Source organism: Pilibacter termitis, from assembly GCF_900167335.1.
Taxonomy (GTDB): Bacteria; Bacillota; Bacilli; order Lactobacillales; family Streptococcaceae; genus Pilibacter; species Pilibacter termitis.
In genome coordinates this window covers 1-16,518 of record NZ_FUXI01000029.1, presented here as the reverse complement: position 1 = coordinate 16,518, position 16,518 = coordinate 1, and the positions used below count along the sequence as shown (strand labels likewise).

Here is a 16,518-nt window from a genome sequence, read left to right as displayed (position 1 = left end):
GATGATAAGGTAAGGAGTGTTTAATGAAAATATAAATAAAAATAAATGACAATTTCATTAAGTAATAAAAGAAAATGGAGAGAACGAATGAAGAAAAAGAGTATTTATCTTGCTTTAGTATCATTGGCTTGCCCACTTGTACTAAGCACACAATCAGCAACGGCAGAAGAAGTGTCTGCTGAAACAGTTACAACAAGTGAAGTAGCAACAGCAAAAGGAGTGACAACTCCAGCGGAAGAAGTAGCGGAAACTCCAGTTACTGCAACCAGCGAAGAAACAAAAACGTCAGCCGTAGAAGTGAAAACTTCAGCAACTACGACAACAACGGAAGATGTGATTGCACCAACAGAAACAGTGAAAACAACGGCTCCTGCAGCAAAAGCTAAAACTGTTTCATTTACGATTACCTTTGTGGAACAAGGGAGCGGGCAAGTTATTGATTCTATTGCTGTAACAGAATAAGTTGGTCAAGTCATTGGCGTTTTCTTGCCAACAAATGGTTTATTTGTAGCAGATGTATTGGATCCGAATTTTTCAGTTGAGCTAGATGAGACAAATGCTCCTGTTCTTGTAGGAACAGTTTCAGCTACTACCACTGATTTTGTTGTGACAATGTATGCATACAATGCTTCGGGGGATGCAAAAATCAATTTTATTGATGATGCAGGAAAACCAGTTGTTGGGGCTCCGATTGCGACAATGGGTGGACAAGTAGGGGATGCGTTTAGCTATGACCCTCCAGCAATTCCGGGATATGTTTACAATGGTGGTACGGTAAATGGTGTATTGACGGACACTTTACAAGTAATTGACGTTGTTTATACTCGTGTTGAAACAAAAGTAACTGTTTCTTATGTGAATGAACAAGGTGAAAAATTGCAAGATGACTCTGTATTTACAGGGAAATTTGGTGAAGTTTCATCATTTAAAGCACCTGAAATTAGTGGGTATGACTTAATCCAAAAAGACGGAGAAAATTTTACTTCGACATCTAAAGAAATTGCCGTAAAACATGGAGAAAGTGATCAACAAGTGACGTTGGTTTATCGCAATCAAGTGGCGACAACGCCTGTAACTCCAGTTCCAACACCAGAACCGACACCAGTAACTTCTACAACGGAAGAATCAAAAGCTGATCAAAAAGAAGAACTTCCAAAAACTGGTACACAAGAAACTACAACGACACAAACAACACAAAACAAAGCAGCAACACCAGCGAAAGAAACTGCACTTCCTAAAACAGGAGAAAAAAGCAATATCGCACTTCTTGCAGTAGGTACAGCATTTGTTGCAATGGCAGCATTTGTTTTCAAAAAGAAAAGAGAAACAAAAGAAGTTTAATCTATAAGAAAAATCGCATGGAGGTTTCCGTGCGATTTTTTTGAAAAGAAAACACTTTACCCGTGCAAATCCAAATCATCTCCTAAGAGTTTATCCATTTCTTGTCGCATATTGACTTTTCCGATAGGTGTTTTGTCTTTTTTTCCACGAATGTAGCTCATGGCGAAATGTGTAAGGATCAGTGTTGCGACTAAGAGTAAAATCGCAATTGCATAAAGCAAGATTTCAAGAGCAGGTCCGTGTGCTGACAAGATTTGTCTGAGGACGGCAGTGATACAAATGTAAACAAGATAGCGAATAGGGATATGATGTCCTTCTTGAATGTAGCGAAACAGCAAAATCATAAACTCAAAGAGCATGAAAAAGGTCAACACTTCTTGAATTAAAATACTAATCGAACGGTCATCAAATGTCCCGAAAACAATCGAGAAAATCATATGAATATCACGTGCCATTGCCACAAGCAACAAAAGTGCCAATGCAAATAAAAACAAATCTAAAAATCGATTGACAATCATTTTTATCCGATCGTTCATAAATTCACCTCCTCGCAAATGAAATTTTCTCACATAATTTGTGAGTAATTCTTTTACCTTATTGTACCAAAAAAACATGAGGAAAAGTATAAAATTTTTATGGAGAATGTTTAGAAACATGGTTGTTTTGTTATGGGAATTACATTAAAAGAAGTCAACTCTAAAATTAGAAATAGAAAGAGTAATTTTCAGTCCTTAGATGTATTGCAAGTCTACATCTAAGGACTGATTTTACATGAAAGAGATGAGATTTTATTTACAAACGGCAGGAAAAAGAAGATAATATGGGTACCTCTAAAAACTCTGTTTAATACCAAATTAGATAGTTTTTCGTTTTTAGAGGTATCCATAATTATGGCGGTAAAAAAATATAAGGAGGGAAGAAAGTGAGTGATTATCAATGGGAAAAAGCAATAGGTAGGGTATTTCGCAGTAAAAATGCGGAGTATTCGGGATTTACTCAAATTTTGGGTTTGCCTTATAGCTATCGTGTGATTGCTGGAAAACCAGTGGAGAATGCACTATTGGAGGTTGTTGATTTTAAAGAAAATGAACTTTTTGTAAAAGTCGTAGAGGAGGATTTAGAAAATGATTTCAAGTACATTGATTAGTTTTATTGTGATTGCAGTTATTATTTTTGCTGTTGTAGTGATTGCGGTAAGTCAAATGGTGATTATTGTTCAGCAAGGTGAGGTTAAGGTTGTGGAAAGTTTTGGGAAATACGTTCGCACCTTAGATCCCGGGTTGCATTTTTTGGTGCCAGTGCTTTACAACGTTCGTCAGCGTGTAAGTCTAAAACAAACGCCGCTTGAAATCCCGCCACAAAGCGTGATTACAAAGGATAATGTAATCATCAATATTGACGAGGCACTAAAATATCATGTAACAGATGCACGTGCATTTGTCTATGACAATCAGGATTCTGTTTTGTCTATGGTGCAAGATTGCCAGAGTAATCTGCGTGGTATTATCGGGAAAATGGATTTGAACGAAGTGTTAAATGGAACGGAAGAAATCAACCAAGCACTTTTTGCCAGCGTTCAGCACATTACCGCAGGTTATGGTTTGTCAATTGACCGCATCAATATCGGAGAAATCAAGGTAAGTCAAGAAATCGTTGACTCCATGAACAAATTGATTACGGCAAGTCGTGATAAAGAAAGTATGATTACCGTTTCTGAAGGGAAAAAGCAATCTGTGATCCTCGATTCTGAGGCACGTGCGAGTGAAATGGAAATTGACGCTGAAGCTCGTGCGAAGCAAACAAAAATTGATGCCGAGGCACGTGCAGAGCGGATGAGAATTGATGCCGAGGCTGAGGCAGCGAAAATTCGCACACTTGCCGAAGCAGACAAACAGCGGATTCAAACAATTAATACCGCCATTCGTGAAAGTGGCATTGATGAAAATGTTTTGAGTTATCTAGGTATCCAAGCGTTCAAAGAAGTTGCCCGCAGCAATACGAATACGGTTATTTTACCAAGCAACATGACAGAACTCGGCAATGTGCCAGTAGTTAAAGCGTTGTGGGATAGCGAAAATGAAAAGCATGATTAAGGAAGAAATATAAATATTGTTTAGTTTTTGAAAGCTCATGGATTTTTGATTCATGAGCTTTTTGTTGCGAAAAAAATCAGAGTTTTCTATAAGTTGGAGCGTTTGACTTACGAGACGTTCGTTTTTTGTGAAAAGTTGAATTAAAAATGAAAGGTGGATTATAAATTGTTCATAAATTTAAAAATTGGATTATTTTTATAGAATAGGAAAAAATGATGTGAAGCCAAGTGAATAAAGAGATTTCGAACCGTGTAAAGGTTGTTCAAGATATAATCATAAAACAAAGATTAAAATATAGAAAAAAGTTATTGATTTTTTATTAGAATATGATATTATTTACTAAGGATAAATTAAATAAAAATGAATTTAAGCACATAATGTAGAGGAAAGAAATGCTTGTAAATAAATGTAAACTCACAGAAATCGGAGAGGGGTGTTTTGAAGTCTGTAACAGTGAGTAACATCATTTATTTTCCTGAAGTGAAACTTCAAGTACTGTTGTGAACAGCTACCAGACTTCAGCACTTCATAGCTAGACAAGGAAAGATTTTGATCGGATGCAGTTCGATCGTGTTCTCGTTTGGCTGGAGCGATAAGTTTCGAGCATTTTCGAAGGAAACGAGAAGAAGGAGGTAATCATGGATAAAGAAAAAATGTTGAAAAAATAGCAAAGAGAGACAACAATTATCAAAGTATTCATCATAAATAAAGAACATTTTTTGTGATGACGTTGTTGTTTTTATATCGATTTTTTTGCAAGGGGTAATAAGATATCGATTTAAAAAAAGAAAAGGAGGACAATCATGAAAATTTCAATTCTAGGTTTAGATTCTGTTGGAGTTGCTAATGCATTACTACTAGGACAAAATGAAGATGTGCTTGGTTATGATCAAGATGAAGAAAAAATAAGAACGCTAAAAAGGAAAAATTTAGCGATTCAGGATGATTTCATTTCAAAATTTATTAATGAAAAAAAAAACAAAGATAAGATGGTCTGCAAGTTTTAGAAAAGCCGTGTTGCATGGTGAATATTTAGTGATTACGACACCGATTGATTATGACGAAAAGAAAAGATCTTTTGATACGACTGTGATTGAATTTCTCATGTCAAAAGCGTTAGAAATCAATCCAGAGAGTAAATTTGTTATCAAAACAACGATTCCAATCGGCTATATTGAAACGCTCAAAGAAAAGTTTTCTAATTTAAACCACATCATTTTCTTCTCGGATTTTTCACGGAAAGAAAGTGAATTGTATGACAATCTTTATCCCACTCGTCTGATTATTGGCGATAGCACGGAAGACGGCAAGCGAATTGGTGAGGTGTATGCTCGCAATGTGTGGGAGAGTGATGTGGAGATTCTTTATGCGACGGAGACAGAGGCTGAGGCAATCAAATTATTTTCTAATGCTTATCTTTCGCTACGTCTTGCGTTTTTCAATGAGCTGGATACATTTGCGACAATCAATGAATTAGATTGTAAGAAAATCATTCAAGGATTAAGTTTGGATCCGAGAATTGGCAATCATTACAATAAACCAAGTTTTGGTTTTGACGGTCATTTCTTGCCAAAAGATACCAAACAATTAAAAGCAAATTTTTGGAACGTGCCAGAACGTTTGATTTCGGCGATTATTGAGAGCAATAAAATCCGTCATGACTTTGTAGCGTTAAATATTTTGCAAAAAACACCAAAAACAATCGGGGTTTATCGCTTGGGAATAGAGAAAGAAAGAGGCAATTCCTACTATTGTTCTGTTCTTGAAGTGATCAAACGTTTGAAAGAAAATGGTGCAAAAATTCTTATTTACGAACCTCGACACATTGGTCCTAAATTTGACGGAATCAATGTCGTTCATGATTTGCAAGAGTTTAAGCGACAAAGCGAGGTTATTTTGGCAAATCGTGTAGATGATGATTTGTTTGATGTAAAAGATAAAGTGCATACGCATGATGTGTTTGGGTTAGACTAAATAAAAGTAGAAAGTCAGCTTCTCTTTATTTATATTTATTGAGGAGTTGGCTTTTTTTGGTGTATCCATACAACATTCATTGAGTGTATGCAAAGTTTCCCCAATCTCTTTTTCTCACAAAAAAACTAAACCGTTTTATTTGAAAAAGTATATACAAAAGTCTAAAATAAAAATAGTAAGTTTTTTAAAGGTACTTAATAATCAAAACGAGGAGGATTTCCAATGAAAGCGACAGATACTTACAAACTTGCCAATGGAGTAGAAATTCCGATTATTGCGTTCGGCACTTGGCAAACACCAGACGGTGACGTTGCTGAAAAAAGTGTAATAGATGCAATTCGAGCGGGTTATCGTCACATTGACACTGCAGCGATTTACCGAAATGAAGAAGGTGTAGGGCGAGGAATTGCAAATTCTGGAGTGCCACGTGAGGAATTATTTGTCACGACAAAACTCTGGAATGATGCTCATAGCTATGAGGGAGCAAAAGTGGCACTTGATGAATCGCTTGAGCGACTTGGTTTGGATTATGTAGATTTATATTTGATTCATTGGCCAAATCCGAAAATGTTTCGTGATAGCTGGCAAGAGGCAAATACTGGAGCATGGCGAGCAATGGAAGAGGCTCTTGCAGCAGGAAAAGTGCGTGCGATTGGTATTTCTAATTTTCACCCAAGACACGTTGAGGCACTTTTGGAGAGTGCGACCGTTCAACCAATGGTCAATCAAATTCTTGCGAATCCAAGCGATATGCAAGAAGAACTTGTTGCCTACAATCAAGAGAATGGCATGATTACAGAGGCATATTCTCCGCTTGGAACAGGGAAAATTTTTGAAATTGATGAGTTAAAAGAGTTGGCGGAGAAATACGAAAAAACGATTGCTCAACTTGTTTTACGCTGGAGTTTACAAAAAGGTCTCTTGCCAATTCCAAAATCAGTTCACGAAGATCGAATCAAGGAAAATATTGATGTATTTGATTTTGAATTGAGCGAGGAAGACGTTGCATTTATTGACAGCTTGAAAGGAAAAGCAGGACTTGCGAAAAATCCTGATGAAGTTGATTTTTAAAATTAGGACACCTCTAAAAACTCCGCTTAAGACTAAATTAGCTAGTTTTTCGATTATCGAGGAAATCGGAAAACTAGCAATTTAGGATAAGTGCGAGTTTTTAGAGGTGCCCATTACCCTTAAAAAAGGCACAGTCTAAAATTGACTGTACCTTTTTTACGTTATTTATTTGACGAATTTTGTGTTAGTTCGCTTGGTAAATTTGCAAATTCTTTGTCTAGTTTTAGCGTTGTTTCAGCTTTTTTTCCGCTACGGTAGTAAACGACTTTGATAGAATCTCCAATGCTGTGTTTGAACAAGACAGATTGAAGTGTTGTTGTATCATTGATTTTTTGTCCGTCTACTTCAGTGATGACGTCTAATTTTTTCAAACCAGCTTGTTGGGCAGGCCAGTCTTTTGATAGTCTGAAGATGACAACACCATTTGTTACATCATCAGGAAGTTTAAGTTTCAGTGAAGAGATGTCTTGTTGGGTCATACTTGACAAAGGCCAAGAAGAAATGCCGATTCCCGGACGTTTTACTTTTCCGTTTTCTTCGAGTTGGTTGATAATATTGACTACGTCATTACTTGGAATGGCAAATCCCATTCCTTCTACACTTGTACCAGTGCCAGAGTTTCCGATTTTACTAGAGTTAATTCCGATTACTTGTCCTGCAAGGTTGATTAACGCACCACCAGAATTTCCCGGGTTAATCGCTGCGTCCGTTTGAATTGCGTTTGTGTTGACCGCTTGTTTTTGTTCGTTTACAAGTTGAACATTGCGGGCAATTGCAGAGATAATTCCGCTTGTTACAGTATTGGCAAATTCTGTTCCAAGAGGAGAACCGATTGCAATCGCAGGTTCGCCGACTTGAATTTTGCTAGAATCGCCAAATTGTGCAACAGTTGTCACGTCTTTGTCAGGAATAGAGATAACAGCTAGGTCAGAGTAAGAGTCTGCACCGACAAGTGTTCCTTTGACTTTTTTACCGTTTGAAAGTTGAATTTCAAGTCCTTTGCTTTCTGCAACAACGTGATTGTTGGTAACAATATAGGCTTTTCCGTCATTTTTCTTATAAATAACCCCACTTCCTTCACCAGCAGGTTCAAGATTTGAAGTGTCGATATCTTCTGTATCACTATCTTCCCTTAAGATATCTTCTAGTGAACTTTTACTAGATTGAAGATTGATGACAGAGACTACTGCACCTTTCACTTTGTCTGCTGCTTGGGTGATACCATTGTTAATCGTGTAATCAATCGTCTGTACTTTTGTATCTCCCTTTGAGCTTGTTTGTGTAGTAGTAGAGGTATTTGTCGTGTTGTTTGAAGAATTACCATTAATAGCATAATTTCCGCCAACAATTAAGGCTGCACCTACTACCCCACCTGCTAATCCTGTTAAAAAAATTTTTCCTTTATTATTCATTGTTTATCCCAGCTTTCGTTTGTTATTTAGGTATGTAAGTATATTATACCAAAAACCTTAAACGAACCTTATTTAAACTCTCGAAGATAAAACTTTTTTTAAGAGGAGTTCTAAAAATCACTTTAGCTCTACACTTTAAATAAAAAAATATGTGTAATCATTGCAAGTAAGTAAAACATTTGATACACTAATAAAAATCATTCTTTAAGTAAATCCAGAGAGGTTTATAAGAACTGTATAGGTTGTTATATTTACATATTTAGTCTGAACTGCCGAGGGAGCAGTGGGACTATTCTGGAGAGGTGTGCTTATTTGAATGAATTTCAAATAAGTTTTTTTATGTTTCAAAAGAAACATAAAAGCGAAGAGGGGCGTTCAGGAGTTTGCGACAGCGAACCACGTCGTTTATTTACTCGAAACGTTAGTTTCGAGCGACGTTGTGAGCAGTCGCCCAACTCCTGCCCCTCATAGCTAGACAAAGAAAAGTGAGAGGGGCGTTTTGAAGTCTGTGGTAGTGAGCCATGCCGTTTATTTACTGCTACACTTCGTTTCGCATACAGTCTTTCTAAGAATCAAAGATTCTTGAAAGACTAGCATTGAAACGAAGTTTCAAGCGACGTTGCGAACAACCACCAGACTTCAGCACTTCGTAGCTAGACAAAAGGAAAGGAAACAAAACATTGAAAAAAATGTCATTTGCAAAAAAATCGGTTTTATCATTAGTATTAGGAGTTGTTTTTGGACTTATTTTCGTCTACGTCCGTGAAAATTCGTCAAAAGAGATTTGGACGACACTTACCAATTTGCTCTTTGTCGATATTACACAGGAGGGGCAGGAGAAATCACTAGGGCTGTTTTACCTTGTTGGGCAATTATTCTTAAAAAGTTTGCAGTTTATCATTGTACCGCTTATTTTCACTTCAATTGTCAAGGCAATTGAGCATATTCACGACACGAGTTTGCTCAATAAAATTGCGAAAAAAACGTTTGGCAATCTTTTTATCTTGCTCTCGATTGCTCTTGTTATTGGAACGGTTGTAGGATTGACGGGGTATTCAATGAATCTTTTCCACTTTGAAGCACCCAAGGGATTGGATAATGTGAGTGAGGTAAAAGCAAACGGGAATCCACTTACGGTGCTACTTGATTTGGTTCAACCCAATTTGGTGGCAACATTTACCAATAACGGTGCGATTTTGTCGGTCGTTCTACTTGCTTTGATTGTAGGAATTGGCTTGCAGTCATTTAAGGAAAAAACTTTGCTAAGCAAATTAAATGATGAAATCAATATGCTTGCGATAAAATACTTGAATTTTGTTATTTTAAAACTGAGCCCATTTGCGATTTTTGCTCTTATCACGAGAACTTTCGCCTCTTATGGATTGAATTATCTTGGAAGTGCAATGGTGTATATGTTATTGACGATTGTAACCTTATTTTTCTTTGTTCTTGTCGTCTTTTCATTGATTTTGAAGTTTGTTATCAAAGTCAATCCAAGAATTTATTTCAAGAAAATGTATAAAGTTGCATTGTTTGCCTTTTCTACTTCGTCATCTGTTGCGACATTGCCACTGAATTTGGAAACAACGACAGATGAACTAGGGATGAACAAAGATATTGCCTCATTTATCGTACCGTTAGCGACAACACTAAATATGACAGGGACAGCAATCATGCAAATTATTGCAACGTATTTCATTGCAAAAAGCGGAGGATATTCGATTGGTTTTTCTGAAATTGTGCTGATTATTGCCTTAACGCTTATTGGCTCGCTTTCCACACCAGCAGCACCGGGGGCGGGAGCAATTTTACTTTATACGATTATTAGCGGACTAGGTTTTGTCAATCCAAGTGCTATGGCAGCTTATACGCTCATTCTTGCGATTAATCGACCAGTTGAAATGCTTGTTACAGCGGTCAACGTACTAGATGATAGCATTAGCGGTTTATGGATAGCCAAAGATTTGGATATGTTAGATGAAACTATTTACGAAAACGAACAAATTCATTTTGAAACAAAAAATTAGAGTTCCCCATTCACACTTAACCATTGCAATTCCCTGTTGCAATGGTTTTTTTGAAGAAAATTGTGGAAAAGCTGTGGAAATCTTGTGGAAAAAGGAAAGTAGTTTTCCACAAAGTTGTGAAAAAGTCTGTGGAATTGTCAGATAATATGTGAAACAGCCTAGGACAATGTGAGAAACAAGTACAAAAAATTGTGGATAACTTGTAAAAATGTGGAAAAAACGGTGGAAAACTCAAATGAACGTTTTCCACAGAATGTGTAAAAAGGTTTTATTTATGGACTCCTCTAAAAAGGATTGAGTATAATACTAAAGTGTACCTTAAAAGTGATATTGAAAATAAATGGAGGAGAAAGATGAATATTAAAATTATTACCGTAGGAAAACTGAAAGAAAAGTATTTGAAAATGGGGATTGAGGAGTATGCTAAGCGTTTGAAGAGTTATTGTAAGCTAGAGATGATTGAGTTGGCAGATGAAAAAGCTCCTGAAAACCTGAGTGAAATGCAAATGAAACAAATCAAGGAGAAAGAAGGGCAAAGAATTTTGTCTAAAATCAAAGAAGATGAATTTGTTTTTGAACTTGCCATTCACGGCACGCTTCCTTCAAGTGAAGAGTTAGCGGAAGAAATTCGCAATCTTGGCACTCATGGAAAGAGCAAAATCACCTTTATTATTGGAGGCTCACTTGGCACAAGTGAAGAAGTAAGTAAACGAGCGGATAAAGCGATTAGTTTCGGACGTTTGACCTATCCTCATCAGTTAATGCGATTGATTTTAACTGAGCAAATTTATCGTGTTTTTCGGATTAATGCAGGTGAGCCTTATCATAAATAGAAAGCGAAAAGCTTGCAATGTTCAAAAATTGCAAGCTTATTGCTGTAAGAAGGGGGCTATTTTTTTTCTAAAGGCATCATGCGTGTAGTGAGATAATTTTCTAGCCATTCTTTTGTTGCGGGGATGTGCAGATGATGTTTGCCGTCACGTTTGACAAGGAATACACTCGGTGGTGTCTGTTCGTTTGCCACGACAAAAGAGAAGTTCTCGATCGTTGAGGCAGCACCAAATTCACCGTTTTTACTCATTGCTACAACGGAAATATCACCAGCCTCACCTACTCGCTCAATCAGTTCCTTTTCCAACTCATTCACTGCCATTTCACACGCAAGTTGAGCGGAATGTCCTTGTTTCATAAGACGGACGATTTCGTAGGAGATACAGCCTTTCATCAAATCTTCGCCAAGTCCTGTTGCAGTAGCAGCACCGACTTTGCTATCGGCATAAAAACCAGAACCTGAAAGGGCAGAGTCGCCCACACGTCCTTGTTTTTTGAGGAAAAGTCCACTTGTGCTAGTCGCAGCTGCCACACTTCCAAGTGTATCAACGCCTACCATTCCTACCGTATCATGACCACGATAGGCTTTCATCGTGCCGATTTCTTTTTCGGCAAGTTGCAATTCTTTGCGTTTGTTATGATAATGAATTTTCGCTCGCTCACTTAGCATATTTTTTCGCTCAAATCCGTTTTTATGAGCGTATTTTTCAGCACCATTGCCAACGAGCATATTGTTGAGATATTCTTTACTTAGTTGGCAAGCGATTTTGACAGGGTTGGCGAAATCTTTTATTCCCGCCACCGCACCGATTGCCATGTTGTCGCCATTCATAAATGCGGCATCTAATTCGACTTCCATTTCCTCATTTGGCAAACCGCCGTAGCCTACCGATTTATAATAAGGGAAATCCTCGACTGCTGAAATTGCGTTGACCAATGCGTTTTCGATTGTTCCGTTATTTTTTAAATCCTCTATTTCTTCACAAATGCCCTCTAACGACATTCTCCATGTTGCGATGATTCCGTACATTTTATTTTCTCCTTTTGTGTCTAGCTACGAGTGGCTGAAGTCTGGTGGCTGTTCACAACGTCGCTTGAAACTTCGTTTCAATGCTAGTCTTTCAAGAATCTTTGATTCTTAGAAAGACTGTATGCGAAACGAAGTGTAGCAGTAAATGAACGACGTGGCTCACTGCCACAGACTTCAAACCGCCCCTCTCCGCTTTTCTATTTTTCTTTGTGTTGTTTTTATAGGTTCCCTAAAATTGATGAGAACTCAAAACCTTGATACTTTCTTTGTAAATTTCATATAACTTTTCAAAATCCTCTTTCAGCATATATTCATCTGCATTGTGAGCAATTCCTTTTTGCCCGGGGAATGAGGGACCAAAGGCGATGATATTTGGTACACTTCTAGCATAAGTAGCACCTGTTGTCGTTGTTGGTTTTCCGCTCAATCCTGTGAAATCCTCATAAATTTTGGATAATTCCTGTATCCACCATTGATTTTTATCCTTGACAACTCCAGGGATTCTGCGAACGACTTCGACTTGTGTTTCGCTTGGCAAATGTTTTTCAAGTGCGTGTGTTAATTCTTCTTCGCTCACAGTGACAGGATAGCGAACAGCTAACTCGATTTCCAAAGCGTTCTCGTATTTTTGGAAATTGACAGGCGTGATAATGGTTTTCCCACTTTCTTCATCGGAAAAATCAAGTCCAAGCCCTTCGCCAAAATGTTTTTCGTGCATAGTCTCAACGAGCCATGTGAAATACTCACGAAGTTTCTCGGGCAACTTTTCTTCCAAAAGTTTTTTTGCAAGTAGAGTAATCGCATTTTCCCCAAGTTCTGGAGCGTTTGACGGAGCTTTTTTTCCTAAAGCGGTAATTTCTTTTTGGTTGTAGCTAACGGAAAGATGATCAGGCACAAATGCACGTGATTGATCGCCAGAGATTTCACTCAAATTTTTTAAAGCAGCTCTATCAAGCGTTGTTCGAATGGAGAAATTTACCAAACCACGTTCCCCGTAAATCGCAGGAAATTTTCCGTCTGGTGTGAAACCAAAAAGTGCGGGTGGTTCATTTTCAAGATAAATGCTCATGTCCTCAGAACCTGTTTCTTCACTCGAACCAAAAACGATACGAATTGGAATGACTGGCGTAAAACCTTCCTCTTTCAATCGCCAAAGAGCATAAAGACAAGTGAAAATAGGGCCTTTATTGTCAAGAACGCCACGAGCGATAAACTTTTCACCGCAGTCATTCAGCTGATAAGGAGGCACGCTCCAACCACAACCTGCAGGTACGACATCTAAATGCCCAAAAATCCCGAAATATTCCTCGCCATAACCGTATTCTACAACGGCAGCGACATTTTTCACCATGCGTGCTTGAAATCCTAGTTCACGAGCGATTTTGACAATCTCCTCTAGTGCCATACGACTTTGTTTTCCAAAAGGTGCATCTTCCTCCGCCACCTCTCGCACGCTAGGAATTTTCAGCAGACGGTCAAGTCCGCTTAGAAACACTTCGCTTTCAATCATTTTTCTTCTCCATTTCTTATATAGGTCGTTTGAAATTTATATTTGTCAGCTCGGTAAAAAGAGCTATCTACTAAAATTGGCACACCAGTCACACCGTAAGTGATAGAATGTACGTGTAAAATCGCACTATTTTCCTTTATTTTCAACAAATCTGCCTCTTTTTTATTTGCTACTCGCCCTTCGATTTCTTGATGTGAATAGGCAAGTTTAATTTTTTGCTCAATAAGTTGAAAAATAGATTGTGTAAATAGCGTTGTTGAGAGTTTTTCAGGCAAATATTTTCTTCGTATCCAAAGTTCTTCAATAGTCATAGGTTCGTTTTCTAAGGAACGTATGCGAGTGATATGAAGAATTTTTTCCTCCTCTGCCGCCTCTAATTCTTCCCAAATTTCTTGTTGGTAGGGAATTTCTTGGAAATCTAACACTCTTGTATGAACGGATTTTCCTTGTTTTTTTGCAACTTCGCTAAACGAGTGCAACCCTCCTTTCCCACTTACGATTTTTGGTTTGCTCATGACATAAAGACCAGCATTTTCTCTGCGATACAGCATTTTTTTGTCGATTAATTGCTGCAATGCTTTGCGAATGGTCAAGCGACTCACTGCAAATTCTTCGGCAAGTTCATACTCGCTAGGCAGTCGATTACGACTTCCGTATTCATTTGCCAGTATCCGCTCCTCTATTTTTTCTTCTATTTGTTTGTATAATGCTTTTTTCAATTCTTCACCTCTATTCTCTGTTTCCGTTTACATTATAAAATGGTATATACTATTTTGTCAATACTTTTTAGAGGTATCTTTCTAAGAAAAAAATCGCCAATAATTCAGCGATTTTTATAGTTTATCTTATTTACATTTCCCCGCCATTTCGTTTGCGGGCAATCATTTTCACGGTAATTGCTAAAAGGAATACCGACCACGCAAGAGCGAGCAGGAGAACGGAGGTGCTTGACAATGTTTTATCAAATGTCGTCAAAGAAATGCCAAACCCCTCAAAAACTTTTTCTCGTACGTCGCTTTGAACAGTAGGTGGAAATTTTTCTATTAAATCATTCATTTTTTCCTGCATAAAATACTCACGAAAAAGCGTAGCACCTTGGGCGAAAGGGAGAAGTTTCAAACTGCTTGCAAAAACGTTGCCCAACGTATCAAAAGTGATATACACTCCAGCTAAAAATCCGCCAAGCGAGTTCATCAACGCACTGAGAGCTGTCACGCTCCCCTCAGAATTGGCAAAACAAACGGCTAGAAATGCCAAGAAAGCAGCAGCAAACAGGCTTTCAACCAAAATTCCTACAAGTATCATAGGAGAAAACGGAATACGACCAAATGTTGCGAGAATACTTGCCAAATAAAGCGTGGTGGTAATGACGAAAGTTATCACAAATGTCGAAAGAATGTGGCTAAGTGCCAGTTCAAAACGTGAGATTGGTGTAATGTAAAAGTCATCAAATGCTCTATTCAAACGGTCTTCCGTATAACCTTGTATTGCCGAAGTTGCAGTAGAAAGTGTTGCAAGGTAAATAGCTCCAGAGACAATCCAAAGTAAAATAGCAGTTGAAATTTCTTCCTTACTTGCATTTATTCCTTGGAAATTCTTCGTGAAACTTCTCTCAATGACACCATATAAAAAGACGTTATAAAGCACTAAAACAAGTGCAGGAGAGAAGAAGGAGAAAATTAGGCGACCTTTGTTCTTCGTGTAGATTTTCAAATTTCTGTTGGTAAGTGTAAGTAAATTGCTCATTTTTCCGCCACCTCTCTTTTTTTCGTTGTCAAATGTAAAAATACGTCATCCATTGTTCCAAGTCGAAGTTCAAAATGATGATAGTTTGTTTTGTGTTCATTCAAATATTCAAGAGCCTCCATGCTATGAGCTACCATGATTTCCGTTTTCTTACCATTTTCATCGTAGAGCGACAAAATATTTGGAGCAAATTGCTGTTTTAATTCCATAGGTGTGCCAAATGCTTTTTTCACTCCCTTATCTAAAATTAACACGTCATCTGCATTTTCGACTTCTTCCATGTAATGAGTCGTCAAAAAAACGGTCAGTTGTTGCTCTTCACGCAAAGTTTTGATTGCTTTCCATGTTTGCACACGGCTAAGCGGGTCAAGGGCTGTTGTCGGTTCATCTAAAAATAAGATAGCAGGCTGGTGAAGTAATGCACGAGCAATATCCACGCGTCTACGCTGTCCTCCAGAAAGTGTTCCGTAAGATTGACTTAGAAATTCTTCCATTGAAAGTTGTCTAGCGAGTTCCTTTATTCGATTTAGCACTTCCTTTTTACTGAGAGAATAAAGGCGACCTCGCAAGTATAAATTTTCTTTCACGGTTAAACTTCGATCTAAAAGTGAATCTTGAAACACTACGCCAATTGCATTTTGAATATGTGTATCGTCTACGCCAAGCGTTGCTCCGTCAATGATTACCTCGCCTGAATTTGCAGACAAAAGGGTCGTTAAACAAGAAATCGTTGTAGATTTTCCTGCACCATTTTCACCGAGAAGGGCAAAAATACTCCCTTTTTTCACGTCAAAACTCAAATTGTCAACAGCAGTGAAATTTCCGTACTTCTTTGTTAAATTTGTTACTTGTATCATCTTTTGCATAGCGTTCTCCTTTGTTTTTACTATTTGATTTCTGTTTCTGTTTTTACAATACGGAAAAACACTAGCAAGAACAATAGCTTTTGACTATGATGCAAAAATAGTGAACTAAGGTGCAAAAAAAGTCGGAAGAAAACCAGCAAAAAAGAAAAATCGCAGAAATTCATTTTCTCAAATGTTGATTTCATGCGATTTTTTTTAGAAGTGCTTTTAATTTAGGTCTGATTTTGAATCTTGTTCTAGCTTTTTTTTCGCTTGTTTCAATTGTTCATTTAACTCTTTTACGTCTGTTGCTACCAAATAATAACTATAACTTGAACCACCCAAACCACCCTACGCCCCTTGCTACACCAACATTAACCAAAGAAAAACTCACTCAATCAACTACCAAAATACTCTTTGATAATTTTTGGGAAGTTGGCTGAGAAATTCACTGATGATGTTATTTAATGTTTCGTCATCTAAAACCAATTCATCGGCAGATATTTTTTTGAACAGTTCGATGAGTTGCTTGAACGCCACTACAAAAGAGAGGTCAGATAATTCATCGACCATCAAATAAAACAAGTCGCCAATGGAACGGTTGTCTATTTCTTCCCGTTGTTTTAGTGCAAGCAAGG

16 protein-coding genes and 1 pseudogene are annotated in these 16,518 nt (G+C 37.6%); 9 read left to right on the top strand and 8 right to left on the bottom strand.

All coding sequences use genetic code 11. The annotated features are described in order from the left end of the window. Positions 1-87: 87 nt before the first annotated feature. Both B5D30_RS10780 and B5D30_RS10775 read left to right on the top strand, forming a co-directional pair. Positions 88-462: a hypothetical protein gene (locus tag B5D30_RS10780; protein WP_144399578.1), complete on the top strand. Its 375-nt coding sequence runs from the start codon at positions 88-90 to the stop codon at positions 460-462. 24 nt (positions 463-486) lie between these two features. Next, positions 487-1,341 (top strand): MucBP domain-containing protein, encoded by an 855-nt coding sequence (locus B5D30_RS10775; protein ID WP_078808084.1) that lies wholly within the window; start codon positions 487-489, stop codon positions 1,339-1,341. A 56-nt stretch (positions 1,342-1,397) separates the two neighbouring features. Here the strand turns inward: B5D30_RS10775 and B5D30_RS10770 are convergent, their stop codons facing one another. After that, positions 1,398-1,877 carry a phosphate-starvation-inducible PsiE family protein gene (locus B5D30_RS10770; protein ID WP_159443305.1) on the bottom strand — a complete coding sequence of 160 codons (480 nt, stop codon included), beginning with the start codon at positions 1,875-1,877 and terminating at the stop codon, positions 1,398-1,400. Positions 1,878-2,263: 386 nt separating this feature from the next. On the opposite strand from B5D30_RS10770, the gene B5D30_RS10765 reads away from it, so the two are divergent. The 5 genes from B5D30_RS10765 (at position 2,264) to B5D30_RS10745 (ending at position 6,479) form a co-directional block, all read left to right on the top strand. Continuing rightward, positions 2,264-2,488, top strand: a complete 225-nt coding sequence (locus tag B5D30_RS10765; protein ID WP_078808082.1) for a hypothetical protein — start codon at positions 2,264-2,266, stop codon at positions 2,486-2,488. After that, on the top strand, positions 2,466-3,434 hold the full coding sequence (locus B5D30_RS10760; RefSeq protein WP_234984661.1) for an SPFH domain-containing protein: 969 nt from the start codon (positions 2,466-2,468) through the stop codon (positions 3,432-3,434). Before B5D30_RS10765 ends, B5D30_RS10760 begins: the two co-directional genes overlap by 23 nt. Positions 3,435-4,237: 803 nt before the next feature. Next, on the top strand, positions 4,238-4,441 hold the full coding sequence (locus B5D30_RS14110; RefSeq protein WP_234984660.1) for a hypothetical protein: 204 nt from the start codon (positions 4,238-4,240) through the stop codon (positions 4,439-4,441). Then, on the top strand, positions 4,401-5,408 hold the full coding sequence (locus tag B5D30_RS10755) for a UDP-glucose 6-dehydrogenase family protein (protein WP_234984659.1): 1,008 nt from the start codon (positions 4,401-4,403) through the stop codon (positions 5,406-5,408). Before B5D30_RS14110 ends, B5D30_RS10755 begins: the two co-directional genes overlap by 41 nt. 222 nt (positions 5,409-5,630) lie before the next feature. Beyond that, the gene (locus tag B5D30_RS10745; RefSeq protein WP_078808080.1) at positions 5,631-6,479 is read left to right on the top strand and encodes an aldo/keto reductase; all 849 of its coding nucleotides are present in this window, start codon (positions 5,631-5,633) and stop codon (positions 6,477-6,479) included. A 161-nt stretch (positions 6,480-6,640) separates the two neighbouring features. Here B5D30_RS10745 and B5D30_RS10740 read toward each other — a convergent pair whose 3' ends face one another. Continuing rightward, positions 6,641-7,891 (bottom strand): S1C family serine protease, encoded by a 1,251-nt coding sequence (locus B5D30_RS10740; protein WP_078808079.1) that lies wholly within the window; start codon positions 7,889-7,891, stop codon positions 6,641-6,643. 689 nt (positions 7,892-8,580) lie between these two features. Here B5D30_RS10740 and B5D30_RS10735 point away from each other — a divergent pair. Further along, positions 8,581-9,918, top strand: coding sequence for a dicarboxylate/amino acid:cation symporter (locus B5D30_RS10735; RefSeq protein WP_234984663.1), 1,338 nt, complete (start codon positions 8,581-8,583; stop codon positions 9,916-9,918). 353 nt (positions 9,919-10,271) lie between these two features. Beyond that, positions 10,272-10,751: a 23S rRNA (pseudouridine(1915)-N(3))-methyltransferase RlmH gene (rlmH, locus tag B5D30_RS10725; protein ID WP_078808076.1), complete on the top strand. Its 480-nt coding sequence runs from the start codon at positions 10,272-10,274 to the stop codon at positions 10,749-10,751. A 56-nt stretch (positions 10,752-10,807) separates the two neighbouring features. Here rlmH and B5D30_RS10720 read toward each other — a convergent pair whose 3' ends face one another. The 6 genes and pseudogenes from B5D30_RS10720 to B5D30_RS13795 all read right to left on the bottom strand — a co-directional run. Further along, entirely contained in the window at positions 10,808-11,779 is a 972-nt protein-coding gene (locus B5D30_RS10720; protein WP_078808075.1) for a glycosylasparaginase, read from the bottom strand. Between the two features lie 229 nt (positions 11,780-12,008). Beyond that, positions 12,009-13,289 (bottom strand): Sapep family Mn(2+)-dependent dipeptidase, encoded by a 1,281-nt coding sequence (locus tag B5D30_RS10715; protein WP_078808074.1) that lies wholly within the window; start codon positions 13,287-13,289, stop codon positions 12,009-12,011. Then, positions 13,286-14,008, bottom strand: a complete 723-nt coding sequence (locus B5D30_RS10710) for a GntR family transcriptional regulator, LSA1692 subfamily (protein ID WP_078808073.1) — start codon at positions 14,006-14,008, stop codon at positions 13,286-13,288. The genes B5D30_RS10715 and B5D30_RS10710 overlap by 4 nt, the downstream gene beginning before the upstream one ends. A 130-nt stretch (positions 14,009-14,138) precedes the next feature. Further along, the gene (locus B5D30_RS10705; protein ID WP_078808072.1) at positions 14,139-15,035 is read right to left on the bottom strand and encodes an ABC transporter permease; all 897 of its coding nucleotides are present in this window, start codon (positions 15,033-15,035) and stop codon (positions 14,139-14,141) included. Then, positions 15,032-15,901: an ABC transporter ATP-binding protein gene (locus B5D30_RS10700; protein ID WP_078808071.1), complete on the bottom strand. Its 870-nt coding sequence runs from the start codon at positions 15,899-15,901 to the stop codon at positions 15,032-15,034. The genes B5D30_RS10705 and B5D30_RS10700 overlap by 4 nt, the downstream gene beginning before the upstream one ends. A gap of 381 nt (positions 15,902-16,282) precedes the next feature. Further along, positions 16,283-16,518 (bottom strand): annotated as a pseudogene (locus B5D30_RS13795) (IS4 family transposase); the annotation flags it as partial.

Bases quoted from the DNA above. Each gene is read 5' to 3' on its own strand.
- B5D30_RS10780 (WP_144399578.1), top strand. From the start codon at position 88: ATGAAGAAAAAGAGTATTTATCTTGCTTTAGTATCATTGGCTTGCCCA.
- B5D30_RS10770 (WP_159443305.1), bottom strand. From the start codon at position 1,877: ATGAACGATCGGATAAAAATGATTGTCAATCGATTTTTAGATTTGTTT.
- B5D30_RS10760 (WP_234984661.1), top strand. From the start codon at position 2,466: ATGATTTCAAGTACATTGATTAGTTTTATTGTGATTGCAGTTATTATT.
- B5D30_RS14110 (WP_234984660.1), top strand. From the start codon at position 4,238: ATGAAAATTTCAATTCTAGGTTTAGATTCTGTTGGAGTTGCTAATGCA.
- B5D30_RS10755 (WP_234984659.1), top strand. From the start codon at position 4,401: ATGAAAAAAAAAACAAAGATAAGATGGTCTGCAAGTTTTAGAAAAGCC.
- B5D30_RS10745 (WP_078808080.1), top strand. From the start codon at position 5,631: ATGAAAGCGACAGATACTTACAAACTTGCCAATGGAGTAGAAATTCCG.
- B5D30_RS10740 (WP_078808079.1), bottom strand. From the start codon at position 7,891: ATGAATAATAAAGGAAAAATTTTTTTAACAGGATTAGCAGGTGGGGTA.
- B5D30_RS10735 (WP_234984663.1), top strand. From the start codon at position 8,581: ATGTCATTTGCAAAAAAATCGGTTTTATCATTAGTATTAGGAGTTGTT.
- rlmH (WP_078808076.1), top strand. From the start codon at position 10,272: ATGAATATTAAAATTATTACCGTAGGAAAACTGAAAGAAAAGTATTTG.
- B5D30_RS10720 (WP_078808075.1), bottom strand. From the start codon at position 11,779: ATGTACGGAATCATCGCAACATGGAGAATGTCGTTAGAGGGCATTTGT.
- B5D30_RS10715 (WP_078808074.1), bottom strand. From the start codon at position 13,289: ATGATTGAAAGCGAAGTGTTTCTAAGCGGACTTGACCGTCTGCTGAAA.
- B5D30_RS10705 (WP_078808072.1), bottom strand. From the start codon at position 15,035: ATGAGCAATTTACTTACACTTACCAACAGAAATTTGAAAATCTACACG.
- B5D30_RS10700 (WP_078808071.1), bottom strand. From the start codon at position 15,901: ATGCAAAAGATGATACAAGTAACAAATTTAACAAAGAAGTACGGAAAT.